Annotated in this window: 24 protein-coding genes; 14 read left to right on the top strand and 10 right to left on the bottom strand. The window is 43.7% G+C overall.

The genetic code is table 11. The annotated features are described in order from the left end of the window. Positions 1-16: 16 nt before the first annotated feature. Both bmr and NSQ09_RS17935 read right to left on the bottom strand, forming a co-directional pair. On the bottom strand, positions 17-1,186 hold the full coding sequence (bmr, locus tag NSQ09_RS17940) for a multidrug efflux MFS transporter Bmr (protein ID WP_003230328.1): 1,170 nt from the start codon (positions 1,184-1,186) through the stop codon (positions 17-19). A 100-nt stretch (positions 1,187-1,286) separates the two neighbouring features. Next, positions 1,287-2,180, bottom strand: coding sequence for a diacylglycerol kinase family lipid kinase (locus tag NSQ09_RS17935; RefSeq protein ID WP_029317938.1), 894 nt, complete (start codon positions 2,178-2,180; stop codon positions 1,287-1,289). A 160-nt stretch (positions 2,181-2,340) separates the two neighbouring features. Here NSQ09_RS17935 and brxB point away from each other — a divergent pair, with 160 nt between their 5' ends. The 6 genes from brxB to NSQ09_RS17905 all read left to right on the top strand — a co-directional run bounded on the left by brxB (position 2,341) and on the right by NSQ09_RS17905 (position 6,889). Beyond that, positions 2,341-2,778 carry a bacilliredoxin BrxB gene (gene brxB / locus NSQ09_RS17930; protein WP_003226477.1) on the top strand — a complete coding sequence of 146 codons (438 nt, stop codon included), beginning with the start codon at positions 2,341-2,343 and terminating at the stop codon, positions 2,776-2,778. Positions 2,779-3,045: 267 nt separating this feature from the next. After that, entirely contained in the window at positions 3,046-3,813 is a 768-nt protein-coding gene (gene artP / locus NSQ09_RS17925; RefSeq protein WP_032730383.1) for an arginine ABC transporter substrate-binding protein ArtP, read from the top strand. An 80-nt stretch (positions 3,814-3,893) separates the two neighbouring features. Then, positions 3,894-4,553, top strand: a complete 660-nt coding sequence (artQ, locus tag NSQ09_RS17920) for an arginine ABC transporter permease ArtQ (protein ID WP_003230340.1) — start codon at positions 3,894-3,896, stop codon at positions 4,551-4,553. Next, a complete protein-coding gene (gene artR / locus NSQ09_RS17915; protein ID WP_032730384.1) occupies positions 4,546-5,268 on the top strand; it encodes an arginine ABC transporter ATP-binding protein ArtR in 723 nt (240 codons plus the stop codon). The genes artQ and artR overlap by 8 nt, the downstream gene beginning before the upstream one ends. Positions 5,269-5,338: 70 nt before the next feature. Next, complete coding sequence (locus NSQ09_RS17910) at positions 5,339-6,307, top strand: aromatic acid exporter family protein (protein WP_129137773.1); 969 nt, start codon at positions 5,339-5,341, stop codon at positions 6,305-6,307. 51 nt (positions 6,308-6,358) lie between these two features. Next, positions 6,359-6,889 (top strand): L,D-transpeptidase, encoded by a 531-nt coding sequence (locus tag NSQ09_RS17905; RefSeq protein WP_004398604.1) that lies wholly within the window; start codon positions 6,359-6,361, stop codon positions 6,887-6,889. Positions 6,890-6,908: 19 nt separating this feature from the next. On the opposite strand, the gene prli42 is transcribed toward NSQ09_RS17905, so the two are convergent. Next, positions 6,909-7,001, bottom strand: a complete 93-nt coding sequence (gene prli42 / locus NSQ09_RS17900; protein WP_003226489.1) for a stressosome-associated protein Prli42 — start codon at positions 6,999-7,001, stop codon at positions 6,909-6,911. Between the two features lie 89 nt (positions 7,002-7,090). Here prli42 and mce point away from each other — a divergent pair, with 89 nt between their 5' ends. The 3 genes from mce to NSQ09_RS17885 are packed head-to-tail and all read left to right on the top strand — an operon-like array spanning position 7,091 to position 10,162. Continuing rightward, entirely contained in the window at positions 7,091-7,513 is a 423-nt protein-coding gene (gene mce / locus NSQ09_RS17895; RefSeq protein ID WP_014480205.1) for a methylmalonyl-CoA epimerase, read from the top strand. After that, on the top strand, positions 7,506-9,029 hold the full coding sequence (locus tag NSQ09_RS17890) for an acyl-CoA carboxylase subunit beta (protein ID WP_129138078.1): 1,524 nt from the start codon (positions 7,506-7,508) through the stop codon (positions 9,027-9,029). Before mce ends, NSQ09_RS17890 begins: the two co-directional genes overlap by 8 nt. Before the next feature lie 17 nt (positions 9,030-9,046). After that, entirely contained in the window at positions 9,047-10,162 is a 1,116-nt protein-coding gene (locus tag NSQ09_RS17885) for a tripeptidase T (protein ID WP_029317945.1), read from the top strand. 40 nt (positions 10,163-10,202) lie between these two features. Here the strand turns inward: NSQ09_RS17885 and NSQ09_RS17880 are convergent, their stop codons facing one another. The 3 genes from NSQ09_RS17880 to mifM form a co-directional block, all read right to left on the bottom strand. After that, positions 10,203-10,931, bottom strand: a complete 729-nt coding sequence (locus NSQ09_RS17880; RefSeq protein ID WP_341032245.1) for a YqjF family protein — start codon at positions 10,929-10,931, stop codon at positions 10,203-10,205. Between the two features lie 181 nt (positions 10,932-11,112). Beyond that, positions 11,113-11,940, bottom strand: coding sequence for a membrane protein insertase YidC (locus tag NSQ09_RS17875; protein ID WP_003230359.1), 828 nt, complete (start codon positions 11,938-11,940; stop codon positions 11,113-11,115). A 30-nt stretch (positions 11,941-11,970) separates the two neighbouring features. Further along, complete coding sequence (gene mifM / locus NSQ09_RS17870) at positions 11,971-12,258, bottom strand: membrane protein insertion/folding monitor MifM (protein ID WP_010886563.1); 288 nt, start codon at positions 12,256-12,258, stop codon at positions 11,971-11,973. A gap of 72 nt (positions 12,259-12,330) precedes the next feature. Here mifM and NSQ09_RS17865 point away from each other — a divergent pair, with 72 nt between their 5' ends. Together NSQ09_RS17865 and gndA are read left to right on the top strand one after the other, a co-directional pair. Further along, positions 12,331-13,575, top strand: a complete 1,245-nt coding sequence (locus NSQ09_RS17865; protein WP_251233045.1) for a DNA polymerase IV — start codon at positions 12,331-12,333, stop codon at positions 13,573-13,575. Positions 13,576-13,684: 109 nt separating this feature from the next. Then, the gene (gndA, locus tag NSQ09_RS17860; RefSeq protein WP_003230365.1) at positions 13,685-15,094 is read left to right on the top strand and encodes an NADP-dependent phosphogluconate dehydrogenase; all 1,410 of its coding nucleotides are present in this window, start codon (positions 13,685-13,687) and stop codon (positions 15,092-15,094) included. Between the two features lie 123 nt (positions 15,095-15,217). Here the strand turns inward: gndA and zwf are convergent, their stop codons facing one another. Beyond that, a complete protein-coding gene (zwf, locus tag NSQ09_RS17855; protein ID WP_003230367.1) occupies positions 15,218-16,687 on the bottom strand; it encodes a glucose-6-phosphate dehydrogenase in 1,470 nt (489 codons plus the stop codon). A 226-nt stretch (positions 16,688-16,913) separates the two neighbouring features. On the opposite strand from zwf, the gene rnz reads away from it, so the two are divergent. Further along, positions 16,914-17,837: a ribonuclease Z gene (gene rnz, locus NSQ09_RS17850; RefSeq protein ID WP_003230369.1), complete on the top strand. Its 924-nt coding sequence runs from the start codon at positions 16,914-16,916 to the stop codon at positions 17,835-17,837. Positions 17,838-17,915: 78 nt separating this feature from the next. Next, entirely contained in the window at positions 17,916-18,065 is a 150-nt protein-coding gene (gene rpmG, locus NSQ09_RS17845) for a 50S ribosomal protein L33 (protein WP_003226511.1), read from the top strand. 43 nt (positions 18,066-18,108) lie between these two features. Here the strand turns inward: rpmG and NSQ09_RS17840 are convergent, their stop codons facing one another. Together NSQ09_RS17840 and namA are read right to left on the bottom strand one after the other, a co-directional pair. Further along, a complete protein-coding gene (locus NSQ09_RS17840) occupies positions 18,109-18,870 on the bottom strand; it encodes an alpha/beta fold hydrolase (RefSeq protein WP_003230373.1) in 762 nt (253 codons plus the stop codon). 108 nt (positions 18,871-18,978) lie between these two features. Beyond that, positions 18,979-19,995, bottom strand: coding sequence for an NADPH dehydrogenase NamA (gene namA, locus NSQ09_RS17835; protein WP_129137772.1), 1,017 nt, complete (start codon positions 19,993-19,995; stop codon positions 18,979-18,981). 171 nt (positions 19,996-20,166) lie between these two features. On the opposite strand from namA, the gene NSQ09_RS17830 reads away from it, so the two are divergent. Continuing rightward, entirely contained in the window at positions 20,167-21,810 is a 1,644-nt protein-coding gene (locus NSQ09_RS17830) for a M20/M25/M40 family metallo-hydrolase (RefSeq protein WP_003230379.1), read from the top strand. Positions 21,811-21,938: 128 nt separating this feature from the next. Here NSQ09_RS17830 and NSQ09_RS17825 read toward each other — a convergent pair whose 3' ends face one another. Next, positions 21,939-23,291, bottom strand: a complete 1,353-nt coding sequence (locus NSQ09_RS17825; protein ID WP_014478984.1) for an IS1182 family transposase — start codon at positions 23,289-23,291, stop codon at positions 21,939-21,941. Between the last annotated feature and the right edge of the window lie 25 nt (positions 23,292-23,316).

Raw genomic sequence — 23,316 nt, 5'->3', positions numbered from 1 at the left:
AAGAATGCGCTTCTTATCACGTGCTGGCTTTAAGATGTGCAGGCGCTTTCCAAGCAATGGTCAGTGCAATCCCTATGGCTAAGGTGACCGTTGCAAAGTAGAAAGGATAGTTTACATCTATATCGAACAGCATTCCGCCGATAATAGGCCCGAATACATTGCCGATACTTGTAAACATTGAATTCATACCGCCGGCAAACCCCTGTTCATTTCCCGCAATCTTTGACAGGTAAGTCGTTACCGCAGGCCGCATGAGATCAAATCCGACAAATACGGTGACTGTCACCAGCAGAATCGCAACATATGAATGTACCGTTGTCAGCAAGAATACCAGACTCGTCGAGAGAATTAAGCTGTACCGAATTAAATGGATTTCACCAAACCATCTTGTGAAGCGGTCGAATAAGACGACTTGCGTAATGGCGCCAACAATCGCTCCTCCTGTAATCATAATGGCAATGTCGCTGGCCGTAAAACCGAATTTATGATCCACGAATAATGCAAATAAAGATTCAAATGATGCTAAACCAAAAGACGAAATTAAGATAATGAGAAAAGCTATGAAATACATGGGGGCAAAAATCCGTTTAAAGCCTGTCTTCTGCCCTTTTATTTCCTGATTTTCAGGGTTTCGTTCCGGCTCGCGCAGCGTGAGGATTGATAAAATGGCTGCTAACAGTGCAAAAGCTGCCGCAAAGAAAAAAGGCAGCCGGGAATGGACTTCTGCTAAAAATCCCCCGATGCCGGGGCCGATAATAAATCCTGTTGAAATAGCGGCTGACATATAACCGAGCGCTTTTGGCCGTGTTTTAATGGTCGTGATATCTGCGATAAAAGCCGTGACCCCGGGCATAATGAAGGCTGCGCTGATACCGCCCAGCATACGGGAGATAAATAACATCTCAACTGTTTTTCCAATGCCGAATAAAAACTCCGACACACTAAAGAACAACAGGCCGATCACGATCATGATCTTGCGCCCGAAGCGATCAACCCATCGTCCGGCTATTGGTGAGACAATGAGCTGTGTAATAGCGAAGCAGGCAACCATATAGCCGACCGCGGTTCCCGATAAATGCAATTCATTCATAATGGTCGGCGTTACTGGAATCACAAGCCCGATCCCCAAAAAAGCAATAAATAAATTGGTTAATAATATAGTTAAGGTAATATTTTTCTTCTCCATATGACTTCCCCTTTTTCAAGTGTGTATCCCTTATACTGTAAGACCTCCTCCTAGGGGAGAGTCAACGGATTTGCAAAATCTTTCTAAAGCCTTATGACAGTTATTCATTTGCGGGAACAAGCATGTCGATATGCTGCGGCAGGACCTGAATGACTGCGGGTGTATGTGTATAAACTTCTCCATCCATATCCGCCTTTTTGGCAGTGTCTGTTTCAATCTCGATACGGGAGGCCTGGACATAGGACAGCTCTCCGGTAAAACGATCAATTGAGCCCTGTTCCATGCTCATCAGCTCCCGCAGCGCGGTGAGGTTGGTGTTGCGGCATATGAGAACATCAAGTAAGCCGTCTTCAATACTGGCATCGGGCAGAGGAATTCGATTCGTTCCAATGTATTGGCCATTCATCACAAGCAGCATAACGGCTTCTTCTTTAATTTCTTCTCCATCAATTTTTAATGTCATCGGAAACGATGCAGCGGATGAGACGGTTCGCAAGGCACTTGTAAAATAGCTGATTTTTCCCAATAATGCTTTTTCCGTTTCGTTGATTTGATTCGACGTTTCTGCAATTAAGCCGATCCCCCAGAAATTCAAAAAATAACGGTCATTCATCTGACATACGTCTACGCTGGTTTTTTTTCCTGCCATAAGTGCTTCCGCGGCCTTTGCAAGATTTTGAGGGATGCCAAGCACTCTTGAAAAGTCATTGCACGTGCCGCCGGGCAAAATTCCGACAGCGGGTTTTCTTTCTAGAGCGCTGATAGCATTTATGCATTGATGGATCGTGCCGTCGCCGCCGAGAATGAAGACGGTGTCGACAGAATCATCAATGGATTGGCAAAAATGATACGCATCATCCTTTTTCTTTGTCTGCTTAATAATCACCTCATCTAAATGGTGAGATAAAACCGGCACCACAGCACCAAGTGCTTTTTCTATATTTTTGTTGCCGGCATTTCCGTTATGAATCAGTAACGCTTTCCTGTGGCTCATATACAACTGCTCCTTTATTTTACTTCTGGTTATATAATCCCCTTTTTCTGTAAGCAGTAAACGAAGAGCAAAAAAAGTGCACGGCGAAGCAAAGTCATTTGCCGATATGGACGTTTCCTTGCTATCATAAGAACAGATGATGAAAAAGGAGAGGTCTTCATTGAACATGGACTTTAATTTATTTATGAATGATATTGTCCGCCAAGCGAGACAAGAAATAACAGCTGCCGGATACACCGAGCTTAAAACAGCCGAAGAGGTGGATGAGGCACTTACGAAAAAAGGAACGACGCTCGTCATGGTAAACTCTGTTTGCGGATGCGCCGGAGGAATTGCAAGACCGGCAGCCTACCATTCCGTTCACTATGATAAAAGACCTGATCAGCTCGTCACCGTTTTTGCCGGACAGGATAAAGAAGCGACAGCGCGTGCGCGTGACTATTTTGAAGGTTATCCGCCATCTTCTCCGTCCTTTGCGATTTTGAAAGACGGAAAGATCATGAAAATGGTAGAGCGCCATGAAATTGAAGGCCATGAGCCGATGGCTGTAGTGGCAAAGCTGCAGGAAGCCTTTGAAGAATATTGTGAAGAAGTATAAGACGAACAACCCGGATGCTCAAAGCAGCCCGGGTTTTTTTGTGCATAAATTTCCAAGGATATATGAATAAATATTAAGGGATTATTCAATCGGATTGTACAGCGATTTAATTTTTATCTAGTAATATCAGAAGAGATCACTGGAAAGATAAGCTTAAAGATAATTTTTAAAAATAGTATTGCATAAAAATGAGAAACTGTTTAAAATACAAATTAACGAATAAATATTCAAATACACCAAAAGTAATGAATACGGGGGAAATGGATCATGAAAAAATGGCTCTTATTACTTGTGGCTGCTTGCATCACCTTTGCATTAACTGCGTGCGGCTCAAGCAATTCAGGTTCAGAAAGCGGAAAGAAAAAATTAATTATGGGTACTTCGGCGGATTACAAACCGTTTGAATATAAAGAAGGAGATAATATTGTCGGCTTTGATGTAGAGCTGGCAAAAGCTCTGGCAAAGAAGGCAGGCTATGAAATTGAAGTGCAGGATATGGACTTCAACAGCTTAATTACAGCGCTTAAATCAAAACAGGTGGATCTCGTTCTGTCAGGAATGACACCAACGCCTGAGCGTAAAAAACAAGTTGATTTTTCCGATGTGTATTACACAGCGAACCATATGATTGTCAGCAAAAAAGACAGCGGCATTCAATCTTTGAAAGACCTGAAAGGAAAAACAGTTGGCGTTCAGCTTGGCTCTATTCAGGAAGAGAAGGGGAAAGAGCTTTCTCCGGAATATGGTTTTAAAACAGAAGACCGCAACAGAATTTCTGATTTGGTGCAGGAAATCAAATCTGACCGCTTCGATGCCGCGATTATTGAAGACATTGTTGCAGAAGGGTATTTCAAATCAAATGATGACCTGCAAGGCTTTGTGATTCCTGAGGCGAAAGCGGAAGAAGCCGGTTCAGCAATTGCTTTCAGAAAGGACAGTGAACTGACAGACAAATTCAATAAAGCGCTCAAGGAAATGGAAGATAACGGAGAGCTTGAGAAATTGAAGAAAAAATGGTTCACTGGCGAGAAGTAAAAAAAAGCGGCTCAACTTTTTCGTTGAGCCTTTTTATTGAATAGGAAACTTTTTTCCTGTAAGAAAAGGAGACAAAGGCTATGAATTTGGATTTTTCAGCAACGATCCCCCAAATTCCTTTTATATTAGAAGGCTTGGCAATTACATTAAAAATTGTTGTTGTATCTGCTATTATCGGACTTATACTCGGTATTGTGCTAAGCTTATGCAAGATCAGCACATTCCGCCCGTTTATCTGGATCGCTGATTTTTATACATCAGTGTTCCGAGGCACGCCTTTAGTGCTGCAGCTTATGATTGTCTATTTTGGCCTTCCTCAGCTGCTCGGATTTCAAATTGACCAGTTTTGGGCTGCGGTTGTCGCATTGTCTTTGAATTCCGCCGCTTATGTATCGGAAATTATCAGAGCCGGAATCAATGCCATTGATAAAGGGCAAAAAGAAGCTGCTGTTGCACTCGGTGTCCCGTATGGAAAAATGATGAAGGATCTGCTGCTGCCGCAGGCCTTCAAAAATATATCACCTGCAATTGTGAATGAATTAATTACGTTAACAAAAGAATCGGCGATCGTCACCGTCATCGGGCTTGGTGATGTCATGAGACGCGCATATCAAGCTGGCGCCGCCACTTACAATTACCTTGAGCCGCTCATTATCGCGGGATTGATTTATTATGTGCTTGTCCTGATTTTAACGTTTATCGGCAAGGCTGTAGAAAGGAAGCTGAAATCCAATGATTAAGGTTGAAAAGCTGTCAAAATCATTTGGGAAACACGAAGTATTAAAAAACATTTCAACAACAATCGCTGAGGGTGAGGTTGTTGCCGTGATCGGTCCTTCAGGCTCAGGCAAATCAACGTTCTTACGCTGTTTAAACCTGTTGGAAAAGCCTAACGGCGGAACCATTACAATAAAAGACACAGAGATTACGAAGCCGAAAACCAACACATTAAAGGTCCGGGAAAACATCGGGATGGTTTTTCAGCATTTTCATCTCTTTCCGCACAAAACGGTTCTCGAAAACATCATGTACGCGCCTGTCAATGTAAAAAAAGAATCAAAACAGGCTGCACAGGAGAAAGCTGAGGACCTGCTCCGCAAAGTCGGTTTGTTTGAAAAGCGAAATGACTATCCAAACCGTTTGTCTGGCGGACAAAAACAGCGTGTCGCGATTGCCAGGGCTCTTGCGATGAATCCGGACATCATGTTGTTTGACGAGCCGACCTCCGCCCTTGATCCAGAGATGGTCAAAGAAGTGCTACAGGTGATGAAAGAGCTGGTCGAAACCGGCATGACCATGGTGATTGTCACACATGAAATGGGCTTCGCAAAAGAAGTGGCAGACCGTGTGCTGTTTATGGACCAAGGAATGATTGTCGAAGACGGCAATCCGAAGGAATTTTTTATGTCGCCAAAATCCAAAAGAGCGCAGGACTTTTTAAAGAAAATATTATAGAATATAAAAAAGAAGAAGGCTGGCCGCCTCTTCTTTTTTATTGAAGAAACAAATAGAAATGGAGTCCGACATGTTTAAAATTGGTTACCGCACAACAAAGACCGCGCTTGGAACAGCTTTGGCTATTTATATAAGCCAGTTATTGCATTTGCAAAACTTCGCATCAGCAGGAATCATCACCATTTTGTGCATTCAAATCACACAAAAACGGTCGCTTCAGGCCTCATGGGCCCGCTTTGCGGCATGCTGTCTGGCAATTGTTTTTTCTTTTCTCTTTTTCGAGCTTATTGGCTACCACCCGTTTGTTATCGGAGCGCTTCTTTTGATATTCATTCCGATAACGGTTCTGTTAAAAATTAACGAGGGTATCGTCACCAGTTCTGTTATTATCCTTCATTTATACATGTCCGGCGGCATTACGCCTACTTTCATCTGGAATGAAGTTCAGCTGATTACGGTCGGCATCGGCGTCGCTCTATTGATGAACTTGTATATGCCGAGTCTTGATCGGAAGCTGATTGCTTACCGTAAAAAGATAGAGGATAACTTTGCTGTCATTTTTGCAGAAATCGAACGGTATTTGTTAACTGGTGAGCAAGATTGGTCTGGAAAAGAAATTCCGGAAACGCACCAGCTTATTACGGAGGCTAAAAACCTGGCATATCGAGATGTGCAAAACCACATTTTACGTTACGAAAATCTGCATTATCATTATTTTAAAATGAGAGAAAAGCAATTTGAAATTATTGAACGCCTTCTCCCTAAAGTGACATCGATCTCCATCACGGTAGATCAGGGAAAAATGATCGCTGAATTTATTCATGATTTGCGGGAGGCGATACACCCTGGGAATACAGCGTATAAATTTCTGAAAAGACTTGCTGACATGAGAAAAGAATTTGAGGAGATGCCGCTTCCTGCGACTAGAGAGGAATTTGAAGCGAGGGCTGCTCTCTTCCATCTTCTCGGTGAAATGGAACAATATTTAGTGATTAAAAGTTATTTTAAAGGAATAAAAGCGCAAAAATCACTCGGATGATTCGCATGAGCTCTTCCTTCATTGGTCAACCTAATGAAAAAGGAGGAGCTTATGCGTTTTTTCTTATGTTCGATTTTCATGATGATTTCACCGATTTGGCCGCTCGGCGAAAATCCGCTGCCAGGTGATCCGTATGTTATTGTCAACAAGCGAACAAATGAACTTGCTGTTATTCTCGACAACAAAGTAGAAGGCGTGTATAGTGTGGCGACTGGAAAAACAGATGATTTGACGCCTGAAGGAGAGTTTTCGGTAACGGTAAAAGCGGAAAATCCTTACTACAGAAAGAAAAATATTGAAGGGGGATCTCCTGATAACCCGCTTGGGGCAAGATGGATCGGATTTGACGCGAAAGGAACGGACGGGCGGATTTATGGAATTCATGGGACAAACCGAGAGGAATCAGTAGGAAAATTTGTGTCTAACGGCTGTATACGTATGCATAACGATGAGGTTGTTCATTTGTTTCAAACGATACCAGTAGGAACGAGAGTGCTGATCACGGACGACAACCGCTCTTTTGAGGAGATTGCCATCGAGCATAAAGCTCTGATAAAAAAGCAGGATATTCCCATTGAATAAGGCGCCTGCTTTTTTATCGTTATAGAAACATGACGATTCCTGAGAGTACAGTTGAAAGAATAAAAACTCCCAAAATCACGATCAAAACGCTTTTCATCAGTTTTTGAGACATGATTTTCACTCCTTAAACAATCTGTCTATATTTTAGCGTGTTTTGAATGGGCGGACAAGCGATATCTATTAGCGAAAGCAGGGATGAAAATGAACAGGCTTGACCATATCGGGATAGCCGTTTTTTCGATAAAAGATGCAAGAAGCTTTTATGAAAATGTATTGGGGCTTGCATTTCTTCATCAAGAAACGGTTGAAGAGCAAAAGGTGAATGTTGCTTTTTTTCAAGCTGGTAGCGTCAAACTTGAGCTGATAGAGCCGTTGACAGCTGACAGCCCCGTCCGTTTATTTTTGGAGAAGAAAGGGCAGGGACTGCATCATATTGCGTTTTTGTGCAACGGCCTATCTGAACAGCTTCAAGCATTGTCTGACCGGCATGTTCAATTGATTGACAGGTTTCCAAGACAGGGGGCGAACGGGAAAAAGATCGCGTTTATTTCCCCTCGGGAAACAAACGGTGTTCTTGTAGAGCTTTGTGAACCGAAAGGAGATCAACAGAATGAACATGAATGAGCACATGGATCATTTATACACGAAACGCAAGCAGGCAGAAGAAGGCGGAGGACGGGAAAAGCTGGCTCAGCAGCGGCAAAAGGGCAAGCTCACTGCTCGGGAAAGGATCATATTTCTTCTAGATCAGGACAGCTTTATCGAATTACACCCCTTCATGGAAAGTCAAGTGTTAACAAGAGAACAGCGCATGTTAGGGGATGGGGTCGTGACAGGGTACGGCACAATTGACGGCCGCTCAGTTTATGTATTTGCGCAAGACTTCACAGTGTTCGGAGGGGCGCTTGGCGAAACCCATGCCAGGAAAATCTGCGCTTTGATGGATCTGGCAGCAAAAAATAGAGCGCCGATTATCGGGCTGAATGACTCAGGTGGTGCGAGAATTCAAGAGGGTGTGGTATCATTAGATGGATACGGTCACATATTTTACCGAAACGTCTTATATTCCGGAGTCATTCCGCAAATATCGGTTATTTTAGGGCCGTGCGCTGGAGGCGCTGTATATTATCCGGCACTCACAGATTTTATATTTATGGCTGAACAGACCGGCCGGATGTTTATTACCGGCCCGAAGGTGATTGAAAAAGTGACAGGGGAACAGGTTGATGCGGAGAGCTTAGGCGGAGCGGGGATACATAATGCCGTCAGCGGAAACGCCCACTTTTCCGGACATACGGAGAAGGAGGTTCTGACAGGGGTGAGAAAACTGCTGTCTTATTTGCCGCTGAATGGCCGGACAACAGAGCCAAAGCCAGAGAAAGAGGCGTCCAGACCGTTATTAAACCGTCTTGTCCCTGCTGATACGACAAAGCCTTATGATGTTCGGAAGGTGATTAGGGAGCTGGCTGACCCGCAATCTTTTTTTGAGATTCAGCCATTTTTTGCGAAGAACATTGTCATTGGGTTTGCAAGGCTGGGTGAAAAAGCAATCGGCATCGTGGCGAGCCAGCCGAAGCATCTGGCGGGAAGCCTGACGATTGACGCTGCTGATAAAGCAGCAAGGTTCATCCGTTTTTGTGACGCATTTGATATCCCGCTATTGACTGTCGAAGATGTCCCGGGGTTTCTGCCGGGTATTCAGCAAGAGCACAATGGAATCATCAGGCATGGAGCAAAATTATTGTTTGCTTATGCTGAAGCGACTGTCCCAAAAGTCACACTCATCATTAGAAAAGCGTACGGCGGCGCCTATGTGGCCATGAACAGCAAATCGATCGGAGCGGACCTTGTGTTTGCATGGCCGAATGCTGAAATCGCAGTGATGGGTCCAGAAGGTGCGGCATCGATTTTGTATGAAAAGGAAATCAAAGCTTCAGCTGACCCGCAAAAGACGAAACGCGAAAAAACAGCTGAATACAAAAAGCAAAACGCCGGCCCATACAAAGCGGCCGCTTGTGGAATGGTCGATGACATCATTTTGCCGGAAGAATCAAGGGGAAAACTGATTCAAGCTTTTCATATGCTTGCACATAAGACAGAAGAGAGACCGAAAAAAAAGCACGGTAACATACCGCTTTAATATGGAGGGACTTACAAATGGTGAATGAAAAACGCCTGCTGGAAGAATTTTTAGAGCTTGTCCAAATTGACTCAGAAACAAAGCACGAAGCTGAAATCTGCAAAGTGCTGAAACGAAAATTTTCTGATTTAGGTGTGGACGTTAAAGAAGACGATACAATGGATATCACGGGCCACGAAGCCGGTAACCTGATTTGCACGCTAAAAGGGACAAAACAAACAGATACGATCTATTTTACATCTCATATGGACACAGTTGTACCCGGAAACGGCGTAAAACCAGTTGTAGAGAACGGTTACGTCAAAACTGACGGCACGACGATTTTAGGCGCTGATGATAAAGCGGGATTGGCTGCAATGTTTGAGGCGATTAAGGTGCTGAAAGAAGAAAACATTGAACACGGCACGATTGAATTCATCATCACAGTAGGGGAAGAATCGGGTCTGATCGGAGCGAAGGCTCTTGACCGTTCTATGATCACTGCATCCTACGGCTATGCTCTTGATTCAGACGGAAAAGTCGGAAATATCATTGTGGCCGCGCCGACACAGGCGAAGGTAAGAGCGGCAATTTTCGGGAAAACCGCTCACGCCGGGGTTGAACCTGAAAAAGGCATTTCAGCGATTACAATCGCTAGCAAAGCCATTTCAAAAATGCCATTGGGCCGTATCGATGAAGAAACAACAGCTAATATCGGCCGGTTTGAAGGCGGCACACAAACAAACATTGTGTGCGACGAAGTTCATATTCTTGCTGAAGCGCGCTCTTTAGTTCCTGAGAAAATGGAAGCTCAGGTTCAAAAAATGAAAGCTGCTTTTGAAGAGGCAGCTGCTGATATGGGCGGACGCGCAGAAGTCGAAATTGAGGTTATGTATCCGGGCTTTAAATATCAAGACGGCGACCAAGTTGTTGAAATCGCGAAAAAAGCGGCTGCTAAAATCGGACGTCCAAGCGAGCTGCAAACGAGCGGCGGCGGAAGCGACGCGAACGTAATCGCTGGTCATGGCATCCCGACGGTCAATCTTGCTGTCGGTTATGAGCAAATCCATACAAAAAATGAAAAAATGCCGATCGAAGAGCTCGTTAAAACGGCAGAAATGGTTGTTGCCATTATTGAAGAGGCGGCAAAATAAAAAAAGAAAACCCGAGTGCGATTTCCCGCATCGGGTTTTTTTAGCTCCATTTCCTAAGCGGCCAAAATAACACATCCTGTTTTTTAGCGTAATGAAGCAAGGGGTCTGACTCTGGCAATGTAATGCCGTGAGCATCAGTCACCGTATTGACTGAAATTTCCGCTTCGGCGTTTTGCAGCAGCCATGGATGATGATGGATGTCTTCGTAATAGAGTTTGTTTTGATTGGTAGTATAGAGTCTATACCGTTCTGTCAGCCAGTAATCGAGCGAATCCTTTTCTGCTGTAAAAGGCGCTGAAATGGGCCGGTATGCGGCGTGGAATGCTGCTTCTTTGTCATTTTTCCGCTTGCTGACATAGTCAATGGCAGCACCGTTTTTTTCGGACTTCATATCCGCGTAAAAATAAGGCAGATGAAAGAATGTGCGAGCGCCAAGGACCGCCAGACGATGATCGGCATCTAAGCTAAAAAAATAAATGCCGGGCTTGCCTTTATACGTGACATAGGTGCGGAGGTTAAGCTCAGGAAATGCACGCGCACCGGGAATGACAGGAAGATAACGCGCCCTCAGGTTCGTGAGCATAAAGGGAAGCATGATGATCCAAGCTTGCCCGTTATATGTATCTAATTCTAAAACGGACGGTACCAAAGCGCGAAGGATAGAAACATCAACAGGCCAGTGGGCAAATAAGACATCATTCCAGGTTTGTCTCATGATCCAGATTCCATCAGGTACAGAAATATTTTTTTGCTGAAAGCGTTCCGTCAACGTATATGCTCCTTTCGGTTGGAGGTGAGTAAAGGTATTCCCGATTTCCTTCTTTTTAAACGATACGGCTATTTTTTAGGATGGCCATTTCTGCTTCAGCCATGATAAACAAGACTGTTTGGCGCGGTATGCTTTGCAAGTAACAAAAAACAACCCCGGCTTTTCGCACGGGGTTGCTTTTTTATTTCACCGACTCAGTAAGAGCGGCTGTTTTTTTGCTTTTATGATGCGTCATCTGAAGGACGATGTTTTGCACTGTCAAAAACAGTCCGCTTGTAAACCAGTACAGCGGAAGGGCTGCCGGAACATTAAGCGAGAAAATCGTCATCATCACAGGGAAGATGAACACCATCAATTTTGCGGATTGCTGTGCCGCAGGGTTTTGCGGGACAGCGGAATATTTCGCGCTCAGTTTTTGAGCGATATAGGCTTGGACAAAATACATAATCCCTGCACTAAGGGACATGAGAATATCAGATTGCCCTAAACTGAACCATAGAAACGAGTGTGACGCAATTTCAGGTGTTGAGCGAATCGCGTAATAAAGCCCAATCATAATCGGAGACTGAATCAGCATTGGAAGACAGCCCATCGCAAGCGGGTTGATATTATGCTCCTGATACAGCTTCATCATTTCCATTTGCAGCTCTTTTTGCTTTTCCGGGTCCTTCGTCTTTTTCAACTTAACCTGGATACTGTCAACCTGAGGTTTAATAACGGCCATTTTCTCTTGGAAGATGCGCTGTTTTTTGAACTGATTAACAAACAAAGGCAATACAACTATACGCACAATAATGGTTACGAGGATAATAGAGAGTCCGTATTCTCCGTGAAACAGCCCGGCAACACCCTTAAGCAGAGCGGAAAACGGTTCGATTAAATAATCGTGGAAAAAACCTACGTTGCTGAGGCCTCCCACCTGATTAGTCGCTGCAAATGCAGCATTGCCCGAGCATAATACGATCAAAAAGATACCCATAGCCAAAAGTTTTTGATATGTTTTTAACAATTTTGTTCTCCTCCTTTTTATAAATGCGGTTTATAAAAGAAGAGAACCGGCGTCTTCCTCATCGTTCACAGGCGAATTCATGCGGAAGACTTTACGTATCCAAGTTGTAATGCGATGATATATAATAATAAGAAAGTCTGTTCGGTTAATGTGAAAGACCGTCTGATGTTCATCTGTTCGTTTTGATTTCCATTGCTCGCCCGCACGGCACTCCCGTAAGAGAAATGCAATCCCGATTGCCGTTAGAGCAGGAAGAATAATTGTGAAAAAATCGACTAAGAATAAAACGTCATTTATCGATTCCACAAACATTGTCATCACATCCATTCAATAGCTTCATTTTACTATATGTACAAGCTGTTGTCTAATGACCGAAAAGGAGATTTGTTTATGCCGGGAAAGAGCCGAATTATTTTCCATATTGATATGAATAGCTTTTATGCGTCGGTTGAAATGGCATATGATCCGGCTCTCCGGGGAAAGCCGGTCGCAGTTGCCGGAAACGTAAAGGAGCGAAAGGGCATTGTGGTAACATGCAGCTACGAAGCAAGAGCGCGCGGCGTCAAAACAACGATGCCGGTTTGGCAAGCGAAGCGCCATTGTCCTGAGCTCATCGTTCTTCCGCCGAACTTTGACCGCTATAGAAACTCTTCACGAGCGATGTTTACCATTCTTCGTGAATATACTGACCTAGTGGAGCCTGTCTCCATCGACGAAGGCTATATGGACATGACCGATACACCATACAATAGCCGCGCTCTAGAGACGGCAAAAGAAATCCAAAGCAGGCTGCAAAAAGAGCTGCTGCTCCCGTCAAGCATAGGGATTGCACCGAATAAATTTCTCGCTAAGATGGCGTCTGATATGAAAAAACCGCTTGGAATTACGATCTTAAGAAAGAGGCAAGTGCCCGACATCCTGTGGCCGCTTCCTGTTGGAGAGATGCACGGAGTCGGCAAAAAGACAGCGGAAAAACTGAAGGGACTCGGCATCCATACAATCGGAGAGCTAGCTGCAGCTGATGAACACTCGCTGAAGCGCCTGCTTGGCATCAACGGTCCGCGCCTGAAAAATAAAGCAAATGGCATTCACCATGCGCCGGTTGACCCGGAGCGCATTTACGAATTTAAAAGCGTCGGCAACTCATCGACACTTTCCCATGATTCCAGTGATGAAGAAGAGCTGTTAGGCGTCTTTAGAAAGCTTGCCGCTTCTGTGAGTGACCGTTTACAGCGCAAGGAAGTCATGGCTTCGAAGCTTTTTATTATGATTAGATATGCGGATTGGAAAACCATCACAAGAAGCACTACGCTGAGAAACCCGATTGATCAAAAAAATGACATTTTGAAAGAAGCGGAGCACCTCTTTTTTAAACATTGGAATAAAAATCCTGTCAGGCTGCTTGGCATTACCGGAACGGATTTAGTAGAAAAAGAGCAGGCCTATAAACAGCTCGATTTGTTCAGCTTTAATGAAGATGCGAAGGATGAGCCCATTCAGCAGATGATGGAAAAGCTGAATAAAAAGTACGGTACCAAACTGATCAGAAAAGGGGCAACGTTAAAAAAAGAGGAGAGCAAAACAAAGGGAACAAGCTTTAATAAAGATTTTTTTCAAGATGAAAAGAAAAGCTGAATCGCTTGAAAAAAAGGGTGAATGTATGGTAATTTCTTTATTATAAATATCATTTTATTTTAATTTAAATTTTAAAATGATTAAACGTTTGCAGAAGGGACGTTAGAATATGTCAAAACAACAAATCGGCGTTATCGGACTTGCGGTCATGGGTAAAAATCTGGCTTTAAATATCGAAAGCCGGGGATTTTCTGTTTCTGTTTACAACAGATCAAGCAGTAAAACTGAGGAGTTTTTACAGGAGGCAAAAGGAAAAAATGTTGTTGGCACTTACAGCATTGAAGAATTTGTCCAATCCTTGGAAACACCGCGCAAAATCTTATTAATGGTTAAAGCGGGAACTGCAACAGATGCGACAATTCAATCTCTTCTTCCTCATCTAGAGAAGGATGATATTTTAATTGACGGCGGTAATACATACTATAAAGATACACAGCGCCGTAACAAAGAACTCGCTGAAAGCGGCATTCATTTTATCGGAACAGGCGTTTCCGGCGGAGAAGAAGGAGCGCTTAAAGGACCTTCTATCATGCCTGGCGGACAAAAAGAAGCACATGAGCTTGTAAAACCGATTCTTGAAGCCATTTCTGCAAAAGTTGACGGAGAACCTTGTACGACATATATCGGTCCGGACGGCGCCGGCCATTACGTAAAAATGGTGCACAACGGAATTGAATACGGAGATATGCAGCTGATCTCTGAATCATATTTCATTCTGAAACAGGTGCTGGGCCTTTCTGCTGATGAGCTTCATGAAGTTTTCGCTGAATGGAATAAAGGTGAGCTTGATAGCTACCTGATTGAGATTACGGCTGACATCTTCACAAAAAAAGACGAAGAGACAGGCAAACCGCTTGTTGATGTGATTCTTGATAAAGCAGGCCAAAAAGGAACAGGAAAATGGACAAGCCAAAGCGCACTTGACTTAGGCGTTCCGCTTCCGATTATTACTGAATCTGTATTCGCACGCTTTATCTCAGCTATGAAGGAAGAGCGTGTAAAAGCGAGCGGACTTCTTTCAGGACCAGAAGTGAAGCCTGTTACAGAAAATAAAGAAGAGCTGATTGAAGCGGTCAGAAAAGCGTTGTTCATGAGTAAAATCTGTTCATACGCGCAAGGATTTGCCCAAATGAAAGCTGCTTCTGAAGAATACAACTGGGATCTGAAATATGGTGAAATCGCTATGATCTTCCGCGGTGGTTGCATCATTCGCGCGGCATTCCTTCAGAAGATCAAAGAAGCTTACGATCGCGAGCCTGAGCTTGACAACCTGCTTCTTGACAGCTATTTCAAGAATATTGTAGAAAGCTATCAAGGAGCGCTTCGCCAAGTGATTTCACTTGCAGTTGCCCAAGGTGTGCCGGTGCCATCATTCTCAAGCGCATTAGCCTACTATGACAGCTACCGCACAGCCGTACTGCCTGCAAACTTAATTCAAGCACAGCGCGACTACTTTGGCGCTCATACTTATGAGCGTACTGACAAAGAAGGCATCTTCCATACTGAATGGATGAAGTAATCAATAGAAACCCCCGAAGCTCTTAAGCTTTGGGGGTTTTGTTATTAAGGAGATTGTTATACCTTTGTTCAGCGTAAAAAAAGCCGAAAATGCTTGTAAACATTTTCGGCTTTTTTCTTCTTATTATATATTCCACCAGTGTAAGCCGTCTTTCACCAAAAGATCATCAGATTCTTTCGGTCCCATTGAGCCTGATTCGTAGTTAGGAGATAAGGTTTTGTTTGCTGCCCATGTTTCAGAAATAGAGTCGACAAAGCTCCAAGAAAGGGCAACTTCATCCCAGTGTGCAAAGTTTGTTGCATCGCCAAGAAGACAGTCGTGAATTAGTTTTTCATATGCTTCAGGGGTGTTCAACTCGTCATTGCAATTGCTGCAATAATCGAGTTTGATTGGCTGTGCGTGTGCTGCTCCGCCAAGCTTTTTAGCATTTAAGTAAAGCGTAATGCCTTCGTCAGGCTGAATATGAATGACAAGCAAGTTCGGATTCATGTTGTTTTCATTACCGTAGTACAGGTTCATCGGAATGTCCTTAAATTGAACGACAATTTTTGTGGACTTTTCTTTCATTCGTTTTCCGGTTCTGATGTAGAATGGAACACCAGCCCATCTGAAGTTGTCGATCAGGAGCTTGCCGGCAACAAAGGTTTCTGTATTGGAGTCAGGAGCGACATTATCTTCATCTGTATAAGCAGGAACCGGTACACCGTCAATTTCACCAGCTTGATATTGTCCGCGCACAAAGTATTCATCCACTTCGTCTTTTGCAATAGGACGCAGTGCTCTCAGCACCTTCACTTTTTCGCTGCGGATTTCTTCTGTGTTCAATTTGATAGGCGGCTCCATTGCAAGAAGGGCAACCATCTGCATAATATGGTTTTGCACCATGTCGCGAAGGGCGCCTGATTTTTCGTAATATCTTGCGCGGTCTTCAACGCCTAGTGATTCGCTAGATGTGATTTGAATGTTTGAAATGTAGCGGTTTGTCCAAAGCGGTTCGAAAATCGCATTGGCAAATCGAATCACTTCAATGTTCTGAACCATTTGTTTGCCTAGATAATGGTCGATTCTGTAAATTTGATCTTCCGTAAATGCTTCGCGGATTTCTTTATTCAATGCCTGTGCGCTTGGCAGATCATGGCCGAACGGTTTTTCGATGACAAGGCGGGACCAGCCGGTTGTAGCTGTTACACCCTCTGATTTTAATGTTTTTGCAATCGTTCCGAAGAATTCAGGAGCCATTGCCAAGTAGAACATTCTGTTGTTAGGAATTTGATATGTATCTTCCAGCTGGTTAAGCAATACGTTTAGCTCTTGATAAGAACCAGGGTTTGTCACGTCAAACGGGTGATAGTAAAAATGAGACGTGAAATCATCTATATGCTTATCTGCAGATGAGGAAATGGATGTTTTAACAGTTTGGCGAAGATCCTCATTAGACCAAGGTCTTCTTCCAACTCCTACCACTGCAAACTCTTCTCCGATTTGTCCGTTTTGATATAAACGGTGAATAGACGGATACAATTTTCGTTTTGCTAAGTCTCCAGTTGCACCGAATATGACAATTACTGCTTTTGGTTGTTGGTTTGTTTTCACTAAAAGTACCTCACTTTATTCGAAGCTTTATTTTAGTACACCCCGTATATTTCCTTCATTTTAAATCTAAAATTCAACGAAAGCAAACATTTAAGCCCTTTTTTAAGCAGAATGCTGAAAAAATGTTTCTAGCACGAAAGGATTGTTCTTTTCAGAGGCAAGATTCACATTTTCCGCTTGATCCTGTATTCTTGTAGGTATCTGGTTCTAGTAGGAGGAAGGAAACGTGGAATTACTTTTTTTAGGGACGGGAGCCGGCATCCCCGCCAAGGCGAGAAATGTAACGTCGGTGGCATTAAAATTGCTTGAAGAAAGGCGTTCGGTATGGCTTTTTGACTGCGGGGAAGCCACACAGCATCAAATTTTACATACAACGATTAAACCTCGTAAAATAGAGAAAATCTTTATTACACACATGCACGGCGATCATGTATACGGACTTCCGGGGCTTCTGGGGAGCCGTTCCTTTCAAGGCGGAGAGGACGAGCTGACAGTGTACGGACCTAAAGGGATCAAGGCGTTTATTGAAACAAGCCTTGCCGTCACGAAAACCCATTTGACATATCCGCTTGCGATCCAGGAAATTGAAGAAGGAATCGTGTTTGAGGACGATCAGTTTATTGTCACAGCGGTATCTGTTATTCATGGAGTGGAAGCCTTCGGGTACCGTGTGCAGGAAAAAGACGTACCGGGTTCCTTGAAGGCTGACGTATTAAAAGAAATGAACATCCCGCCCGGACCTGTATATCAGAAAATCAAAAAAGGCGAAACGGTAACGCTTGAAGACGGACGAATCATCAATGGGAATGAGTTTCTTGAGCCTCCTAAAAAGGGAAGATCTGTTGTGTTCTCCGGTGATACGAGAGTAAGTGACAAACTAAAAGAGCTTGCGAGGGATTGTGATGTGCTTGTTCATGAAGCAACCTTTGCTAAGGAAGACCGTAAACTTGCTTATGATTATTATCACAGTACAACGGAACAAGCGGCTGTAACAGCGAAAGAAGCAAGAGCGAAGCAGCTCATTTTAACCCATATCAGCGCAAGATATCAGGGAGATGCTTCTTTGGAGCTTCAAAAAGAAGCGGTTGACGTTTTCCCCAATAGCGTGGCGGCATATGATTTCTTAGAGGTAAACGTCCCGCGAGGCTGAAGGCGGAGCTCTTATTTGACAATTTGTTATGACGTTGTATAATAAAACGTAATCATTACGCTTTATAAGGAGATGTTTATGAGAGTAAATGTTACTTTAGCCTGCACTGAAACGGGAGACCGAAATTACATCACAACAAAAAATAAACGCACCAATCCAGACCGTTTGGAGCTGAAAAAATATTCACCGCGTTTAAAGAAATATACCCTTCACCGTGAAACAAAATAATATAAAAGACCGGGAATCCCTTACGGCCCGGTCTTTTTTTACGTTAATTGACTGCCTGGTAAAGAGGAGCGGCCTGCTGGCACGCTGCGCACCATACGTCATAAATAGCCAAGTGAACGATATGAGGTTCATCATGATGGATGTTGTGGGAGCTGTTTTTAGCTTGAATCCAGCCGCTTTGGTTAGATAGAGACAATATGCTGCTGTGCAAGTTTTGCCACTCCTGTTCAGCAGCGAATTTCTCAGTCCGTTCTCCTGATGACAACACAAGAAGAGGCATGTTTCCTAAGTGGACTTGCCGCTTTTTGAGCTCCTGCAGACTTTTTGAAAACTCTGCATGTGTGCCCTCAAGCATCATCTTTCTCGTATGTGATTTGTGCATTTCTTCGGGTATAAAGGTAAAGCTGGCGCAATCGCCTAAAGCTGGGTCAAGAAGGACCATGCCGATAATATCATGCTTGTTTTTGCAGGCCCATAAACCGGTGATGACAGCTCCGTATGAGTGTGAAACAGCCAAATAAGGAGGTTTTACATCAGCTGCTTTAAGCAAACTCTCCAATTCTTTCACTTGTTGATCAGCTGTTCGTTTAGCTCTGCTTTGCCCGCTTTTTCCTATGCCTGCCCGATCATATGTGAAAATGCCAAATTCATCATCAATGTCCGCCATTAATGGTTTCCACGTCTCAGAAGAAGTACCATAGCCGGCCTCAAAGACAATCGTTACACCGCTTGATCCTTTCCGGTGCTGTGTATGAAACGCACATCCGTCAATTGTATATGTCTTTTCCATCCAAGCTGATTTCATTGGAGTCATCTCCTCTAATTGGTTCTACTAGGGAGACGGAGAACCTTAGCCGATCGTTTCTCTAAAAATAAAAAAAGAGATATCCTCTACAGGATATCTCTTATGGCATTACCAGCCTCTTTCGTATTGAACAGGGGCCGGAATCTCTGTATTGAGCTGTTTCGCAGCAGTTCTTGCAAAGAATGGATCCCGCAAAAGCTCTCTGCCGATAAAGATGAGGTCGGCACGTCCGTTTTGCAGAATTTCTTCAGCCATTGAACCGTCTGTAATCATGCCGACGGCACCAGTAGCCATGTCCGCCTGTTCACGGATTTTCTCAGCGAAGCTGACCTGATAGCCAGGGAATACGTTAATGTCTGCGTGAACAAGGGCGCCTGAGCTGCAGTCAATTAAGTCAACACCCTGCTCCTTCATCCATTTTGCAAAACCGATGTGATCGGCAATGTCTAAGCCTTTATCAGTGTAGTCAGAAGCAGATACACGGACAAATAAAGGACCGTCCCATACTTGTTTGACTTCATCAATGATCTCTCTCAAGAAACGATAGCGGTTTTCAGGTGAGCCGCCATATTCATCTGTGCGATGGTTGGAAAGCGGAGACAAAAATTCATGAATTAAATATCCGTGCGCCGCATGAATTTCAATCACATCAAAGCCGGCTTCTTTTGCGCGGGCAGCCGCTTGCTTGAACTCCTGGACCGTTTCTTTTACTTTTTCTGCTGACATTTCTACAGGTGTTGCTGATTGTTCGTCAAACGCAATCGCCGATGGAGCGAAGATATCTCCTTCAAGCTCAGCTTTACGTCCGGCATGGGCAAGCTGAATGCCGATTTTTGAACCTTGTTCTTTGACCTGCTCAGTCAGTTTTGCAAAGCCTTCAATATGCTCGTCGCTCCAAATGCCTAAGTCTTGGTCAGTGATTCGTCCTTGAGGGTTAACCGCTGACGCCTCTACAATAATCAGTCCGACCTGGCCGATTGCGCGCGATATGTAATGTGCCATGTGGAACGGTGTTAATTTTCCGTCCTTTTCATGAGAAGAATACATGCACATTGGCGACATGACAATGCGGTTTTTTAACGTCATATCTTTAATTGTAATAGGTGTAAATAATTTTCTGGTCATTTCTTTCGCCTCCCGTAAGGTTTTTAGAGATTGATTATATCAAGTCATTTCTTTCCCGTCATATAAACTGCTCAAATGAACCGCTTTTGTCAAACATTTCTGTATAATAGACGAGAAATCAGTTTATTTTTCAGTATAGAAGCATTTTTATTCATAGGAGGGGCGGAATAAATGAATTGGCAGACGAAGGACGAATTGCTGGCACTTTTAACTTCTCTTGTGCAATACGAAAGCATCACCGGTTCAAAGGGCGAGGCAGCGCTTGCAGAGTATCTTTATTTTATTTTGAAGGACAAGCCCTATTTTCAAAAGCACCCTGATGATGTAACACTTCATCCGATGGACGATGGCAGATCTTTTCTTACGGCTCTAGTCAAAAAGAAGAATGTCAAAAAGACAGTGCTTCTGCTGAGTCATTTTGATGTCGTTGACATAGAAGATTACGGCGAATTTAAACATATGGCTTGCAAGCCTGCTGAGCTTTTGAGCTCCTTTTTAGAGAAAAAAGAGCTGCTCCCGGAACGTGTGAGAAGAGATGCCGAAAGCGGAGACTGGCTGTTCGGAAGAGGGACGATGGATATGAAAGCGGGGCTTTGTATTCAACTGTCGATGCTGGAGAGGGCAATGAACGGGCATTTTGAGGGCAATCTGCTGTTGATAACGGTTCCGGACGAGGAAGTGAATTCAAGAGGCATGATTGAAGCGGTTCCTGCATTGAAGGAGATGGAGAAAAAGCATGATATCACATTAACCGCTTGCCTGAATGCCGAACCGATGTTTGAAAAATTTCCCGGCGACCAGCAGCAATATTTTTATACAGGAAGCATTGGCAAGGTGCTTGCGGGTTTTTTCTGCAAGGGGATTGAGACACATGTTGGAGAGCCGTTTTCAGGCCTAAACGCAAATTTAATGGTATCTGAGATTAACCGTTTGCTTGAACTGAATGCTGATTATTGCGAAAAGGTTGATGGCGAGGTCACTCCGCCGCCGGTAAACTTAATGCAAAAGGACTTGAAAGAGGCATATTCAGTCCAGACACCGCATACAGCCGTCACATTATTTAATGTGCTGTCAATGAAACGCTCAGCTAGTGAGCTGCATCAGATGCTGCTTAAAACAGCAGAACAGGCGGCGGAGGAAATCATGTCGAACGTTCGGAAGAAAACACAGGATTTTCAACAATTTGAGCCATTTCAGCCGATTGAGCGGGACGTCACTGTTTTGACATTTGATGAGCTGGTCTCGCGTGCAAAAAAGCGTGCGGGGATCTCGGAAACAGAGCGGGCTCTAAATTATGCCTTTGCTAACAGGGGGGAGCTTGGAGACAGGGATTTTTCGACGAAAATTGTTTCTGAGCTTGCTTCGCTTTGTAAGGAGGATGCGCCGCTCATCGTTCTGTTTTATAGTCCGCCGCTTTATCCAGCTGTTTCTTCAAAGGATGATCAATTGATCAGAAATACAGCAGATCAGATAAAGCATTATGCGGCTGAGCGATACGGCATTGCATTACGGGAGGTTCAGTACTTCCCCGGACTTTCGGACTTGAGTTATCTTCAGCTGGAAAAACAGGAGGTTGATGCATACACAAGCAATATGCCGCTCTTTAACAGAGGATATTCATTGCCAAGCGGTAAAAATCAGGCTTTATATGTTCCGGTTTTAAATGTCGGTCCGGCTGGTAAAGACCCGCATAAATGGACGGAAAGATTGTATATGCCTTATTCCTTTGAAGTGCTTCCCGATTTGCTTTCATTTACGATCTCCGCGCTATTAAAGCAATCAGAATCTGCCGGCCAGCTGCTGCGGGAAAAATAAAAAACAGAAGGCACAGTGCCTTCTCAGCTTGTAGAGAAAACGATGTTTTTTCTACAAGCTTTTTTGTTTTATACTGTTTCTTTAGATATTCACCAGGTTTCAGATGCAGAAAAAGCGCTCCCACATGCCTAGCCTTGCTTGGCTAGGTATGTGGCAATCTTCTTCATGTTCTGGCATGCGGCTGTGAGGAGAACTTGTTCACTCACATTTCGTTTTCCCCTCAACCTGCAATAGCGAAGCCCATGCAGCTGTTTTGAATCTGCAAAGCTTCGCTCTATTTTTTCTTTTCTTTTTTTGTAGAGGTTTTTTCCTGAAACAGACAAGCGATTTTGTCTGACCTTTTCTTTATGATCTTCCCATACATGTCGAGTAATCACTTTCTGCCGATTCTTTGATTTTGTACAGTTTTCAAGCAGTGGGCATGAGGAACATATTTCAGGATTTGATTTATATGACCGGTAGCCTTTTCGGTCAGTTGTTGAGTATGTAAGTGTTTGGTGATTTGGACAAATGTATCTGTCTTGTTCACTGTCATAATGAAATTTCCATTTTGGAAACAAGCCTCGGATAGGGTGATAACGTCTATGTGCGATGACACCAAAGATTTGGCGGTCAGATAATCCTTTACAGATCGGAGTCGTTAAATATCCGGAATCAAGGGCGACGGCTTCTACTTGAAAACCAAATCGTGCGATTTGGTGGTCTAATCGGTCAAGATAAGGCACAGAATCATGGACATTTCCAGGTGTGACGTAGGCATCGGTGATAATGTTGTATTTCATATCTGTTGTGCGGTGATCTAAATAGAAAAAACCTTCTGGTTTGTTTTCACGATACAGATAGCCACTTTCCGGATCGGTTGTACTGTGGCGGATCTCTTTTTCAGCTTTCACCTCCTCTTTGGCTGTTAATGGCTTTTTTCCGTGTTCCTCCCGATCCTCTTGAATGGCTTCATTTAAATCCTTGATATAGTTTTGGGTATCCTGCGCAATTGTTTTTCTTGTGTATTTATGCTTGTTGGCATTGGCTTTAAGGTGTGTGGAGTCGGTGAATAGGACTCGTCCGCCCACCATGTCATGATTGATGGCCTGAAGAACGATCTCATCAAAAATGTCTTGGAAGATGGTTGTATCTTTAAAGCGTGTGCGTCTGTTCCAGCTGATGGTGGAGTGGTGTGGAACCGGGTCGTTTATGTTCAATCCGAGAAACCATCTGTACGCCATATTGTAGTAAATTTCTTTTTCAAGCTGTCTTTCTGAACGGATACCATAGAGGTATCCGATAAACATCATTTTAAATAAAATAAGCGGATCAAGTGAGGGGCGGCCTTTGTTTTCACTGTAGTAAGGTTTCACCTTTTCAATGATGAAAGAGAAGTCTATGTGTTTATCAATTTTCCGAAGCAGGTGATCCTCTTCAACGAGTTGGTCAAGCAGAACAAATTCGGCTGTGTTTTGAGAAGAGTTTCTTGTGTGGAACATGAGAAAGACACCGTCCTTTTAAGTC

The sequence above is a fragment of the Bacillus sp. FSL W8-1202 genome (assembly GCF_038006165.1).
GTDB lineage: Bacteria > Bacillota > Bacilli > Bacillales > Bacillaceae > Bacillus > Bacillus subtilis.
This window is presented reverse-complemented; position numbering and strand designations above follow the sequence as displayed.

Bases quoted from the DNA above. Each gene is read 5' to 3' on its own strand.
- mce (WP_014480205.1), top strand. From the start codon at position 7,091: ATGAACAGGCTTGACCATATCGGGATAGCCGTTTTTTCGATAAAAGAT.
- artR (WP_032730384.1), top strand. From the start codon at position 4,546: ATGATTAAGGTTGAAAAGCTGTCAAAATCATTTGGGAAACACGAAGTA.
- NSQ09_RS17935 (WP_029317938.1), bottom strand. From the start codon at position 2,180: ATGAGCCACAGGAAAGCGTTACTGATTCATAACGGAAATGCCGGCAAC.
- gndA (WP_003230365.1), top strand. From the start codon at position 13,685: ATGTCAAAACAACAAATCGGCGTTATCGGACTTGCGGTCATGGGTAAA.
- NSQ09_RS17885 (WP_029317945.1), top strand. From the start codon at position 9,047: ATGGTGAATGAAAAACGCCTGCTGGAAGAATTTTTAGAGCTTGTCCAA.
- NSQ09_RS17905 (WP_004398604.1), top strand. From the start codon at position 6,359: ATGCGTTTTTTCTTATGTTCGATTTTCATGATGATTTCACCGATTTGG.
- NSQ09_RS17890 (WP_129138078.1), top strand. From the start codon at position 7,506: ATGAATGAGCACATGGATCATTTATACACGAAACGCAAGCAGGCAGAA.
- NSQ09_RS17825 (WP_014478984.1), bottom strand. From the start codon at position 23,291: ATGTTCCACACAAGAAACTCTTCTCAAAACACAGCCGAATTTGTTCTG.
- NSQ09_RS17830 (WP_003230379.1), top strand. From the start codon at position 20,167: ATGAATTGGCAGACGAAGGACGAATTGCTGGCACTTTTAACTTCTCTT.
- bmr (WP_003230328.1), bottom strand. From the start codon at position 1,186: ATGGAGAAGAAAAATATTACCTTAACTATATTATTAACCAATTTATTT.
- prli42 (WP_003226489.1), bottom strand. From the start codon at position 7,001: ATGTCTCAAAAACTGATGAAAAGCGTTTTGATCGTGATTTTGGGAGTT.
- artQ (WP_003230340.1), top strand. From the start codon at position 3,894: ATGAATTTGGATTTTTCAGCAACGATCCCCCAAATTCCTTTTATATTA.
- artP (WP_032730383.1), top strand. From the start codon at position 3,046: ATGAAAAAATGGCTCTTATTACTTGTGGCTGCTTGCATCACCTTTGCA.
- NSQ09_RS17910 (WP_129137773.1), top strand. From the start codon at position 5,339: ATGTTTAAAATTGGTTACCGCACAACAAAGACCGCGCTTGGAACAGCT.
- rpmG (WP_003226511.1), top strand. From the start codon at position 17,916: ATGAGAGTAAATGTTACTTTAGCCTGCACTGAAACGGGAGACCGAAAT.
- mifM (WP_010886563.1), bottom strand. From the start codon at position 12,258: ATGACAATGTTTGTGGAATCGATAAATGACGTTTTATTCTTAGTCGAT.
- NSQ09_RS17865 (WP_251233045.1), top strand. From the start codon at position 12,331: ATGCCGGGAAAGAGCCGAATTATTTTCCATATTGATATGAATAGCTTT.
- NSQ09_RS17840 (WP_003230373.1), bottom strand. From the start codon at position 18,870: ATGAAATCAGCTTGGATGGAAAAGACATATACAATTGACGGATGTGCG.
- namA (WP_129137772.1), bottom strand. From the start codon at position 19,995: ATGACCAGAAAATTATTTACACCTATTACAATTAAAGATATGACGTTA.